Source organism: Mycobacterium sp. TH-M15 (assembly GCF_057473705.1).
This window is the reverse complement of the sequence record NZ_JBYCLB010000028.1, coordinates 1-2,042: the sequence shown is the minus strand read 5'-3', so window position 1 is coordinate 2,042 and position 2,042 is coordinate 1. Positions and strand designations below refer to the sequence as shown.

Genomic DNA, 2,042 nt, shown 5'->3' with positions numbered 1-2,042 from the left:
ATGCCGTCGGTGGGCGCCACCAGCCCGCCGGTGCTGATCGCCTACCTGGCCGCGCAGACCACCCGGCTGCGGCTCGGTTCGGGCGGGGTGATGCTGCCCAACCACGCCCCGCTGGCGGTGGCCGAGCAGTTCGCGCTGCTGGAGGCCGCCGCCCCCGGCCGGATCGACCTGGGCATCGGCCGGGCGCCCGGCTCGGACCCGGTGACGTCGTGGGCGCTGCGCGGCCCGGCCGGCCGCGACGATGCCGACCTGGAGAAGTTCCCGGACTACCTCGACGACGTGGCGGCGCTGATGGGCCGCGACGGCGCCCGGATCCCGCTGCGCTCCGGCGACTACCGGCTGCGGGCCACCCCGGCCGCGGTGAGCGAGCCGCGGCTGTGGCTGCTCGGCTCGTCGATGTACTCGGCGCGGCTGGCCGCCGCCAAGGGCCTGCCGTACGTCTTCGCCCACCACTTCTCCGGACGCGGCACCGAGGAGGCGTTGGCCTACTACCGCGAGCACTTCAGGCCGGGGAAGCTCTGCGCCGAGCCGACCACGTTCCTGACGGTGAACGCGGTGGTCGCCGAGACCCGGGACGAGGCAACCGCATCGGTGCTGCCGAACCTGCAGATGATGGCCCGGCTGCGCACCGGCGAGCCGCTCGGCCCGCTCGACCTGGTGGAGGACGCCCAGGCAGTGCGGCTCAGCGAAGCTCAGCAGCGGGTCGCCGACGCGGCGCTGCGCCGTGCGGTGGTCGGCACACCCAGCGAGGCCGCCGAGCAGCTGCGGGCGCTGGCCGAGCGGTTCGGCGTCGACGAGGTGATGGTGCACCCGGTGGCCTCGGCGCACCGCGGGGCGGACCCGGCCACCAGCCCCGGCCGCGAGCGCACCTGCGAGCTGCTGGCCAAAGAGCTGTTCTGAGGCTGGGCCGGCGGGCGACGCCGGGGCGTCAGCGCGGAGTCAGCACGACGACCGGGATCGGCCGGGTGGTCCGGGCCAGGCCGGTCTTGGCGCCGACGGTGTGCAGCTCGACCAATCGGGAGACGTCCATGAGTCAATCCTGCTCGGCGTCGAGCTCCGCCAGCGCATCCCGCAGCAGCCGCGCCGTCTGCTCCCGGTCCGGGTCGCGGCGCAGCACCATGCCGGCGAGGACCGACAGCCTGTCGCCGCTGCGCCGCGGCAGCACGTGCAGGTGGATGTGGAAGACGCTCTGAAACGCCGCCCGGCCGTCGTTGACCACCAGGTTGTTGCCGTCGGCGGGCAGCCCGGAGGCGCGCGCCGCCCGGGCGATCCGTTGACCGAGCGCCGTCATCCCGGCCACGGTGGCCGCCGGGGTGTCGGTCAGGTCGACGGTGTGTTTCTTCGGCAGCACCAGGGTGTGGCCGCGGGCGAACGGCCGGATGTCCAGGATCGCCAGGTAGTCGTCGTCCTCGTGGATCCGGACGGCCGGGGCGTCGCCGGCGACGATCGCGCAGAACACGCAGGACATCACGCCACGGTAGCCGCTCAACGCAGCGCGCCGGCGATCGCGTCGATCGCCCGGTCCAGGATCGCCCGGGGGGTGGCGAAGTTCAGTCGGCCGAAGCCCGAGCCGACCGTCGCCCCGAACGGGATGCCCGGGTTGACCGCCACCTTGGCCTCGTTCACCAGAAATGTCGCCGGCTCGTCGGGCAGGTTCAGGCCCCGGAAATCCAGCCAGGACATGTAGGTGGCCTCCGGCCGGGTCAGCCGCAGCCCGGGGACCGCGGCCGGCAGGGTGTCGGCCAGGTGGTCACGGTTGGCCTGCAGGTAGCCCAGCAGCTCGTCCAGCCAGTCGCCGCCGTCGGTGTAGGCGGCGATGTTGGCGTGCAGGCCGACGGTGGAGGTGCCGACCTTGTGCAGCATGTTGATTCGGTTCCACTCGGCCGCGTCGCGGTCGTTGGAGAAGATCACCTGGGCGCACATCAGGCCGGGCAGGTTCCAGCCCTTGGACGCCGACATCAACGTGATCACCGTGTCGGCGGCCGCCGCGGAGACCGACGCCGCCGCGACGTGCGGGCGGCCGTAGACCAGCGGGGCGTGGA

The 2,042-nt window shown here is 73.6% G+C and carries 3 protein-coding genes; 1 reads left to right on the top strand and 2 read right to left on the bottom strand.

The window, feature by feature from the left end; translation table 11 throughout:
- Positions 1 to 900, top strand: a 900-nt coding sequence (locus tag AC2VNT_RS00720) for an MsnO8 family LLM class oxidoreductase (protein WP_486945035.1), incomplete at its 5' end; no start/stop codon positions are given.
- Positions 901 to 1,033: 133 nt separating this feature from the next.
- Here AC2VNT_RS00720 and AC2VNT_RS00715 read toward each other — a convergent pair.
- Both AC2VNT_RS00715 and AC2VNT_RS00710 read right to left on the bottom strand, forming a co-directional pair.
- Positions 1,034 to 1,468 carry an HIT family protein gene (locus tag AC2VNT_RS00715; protein WP_486945034.1) on the bottom strand — a complete coding sequence of 145 codons (435 nt, stop codon included), beginning with the start codon at positions 1,466 to 1,468 and terminating at the stop codon, positions 1,034 to 1,036.
- A gap of 17 nt (positions 1,469 to 1,485) precedes the next feature.
- Positions 1,486 to 2,042: aminotransferase class I/II-fold pyridoxal phosphate-dependent enzyme (locus AC2VNT_RS00710; protein WP_486945033.1), on the bottom strand; the 557-nt coding region annotated here is incomplete at its 5' end.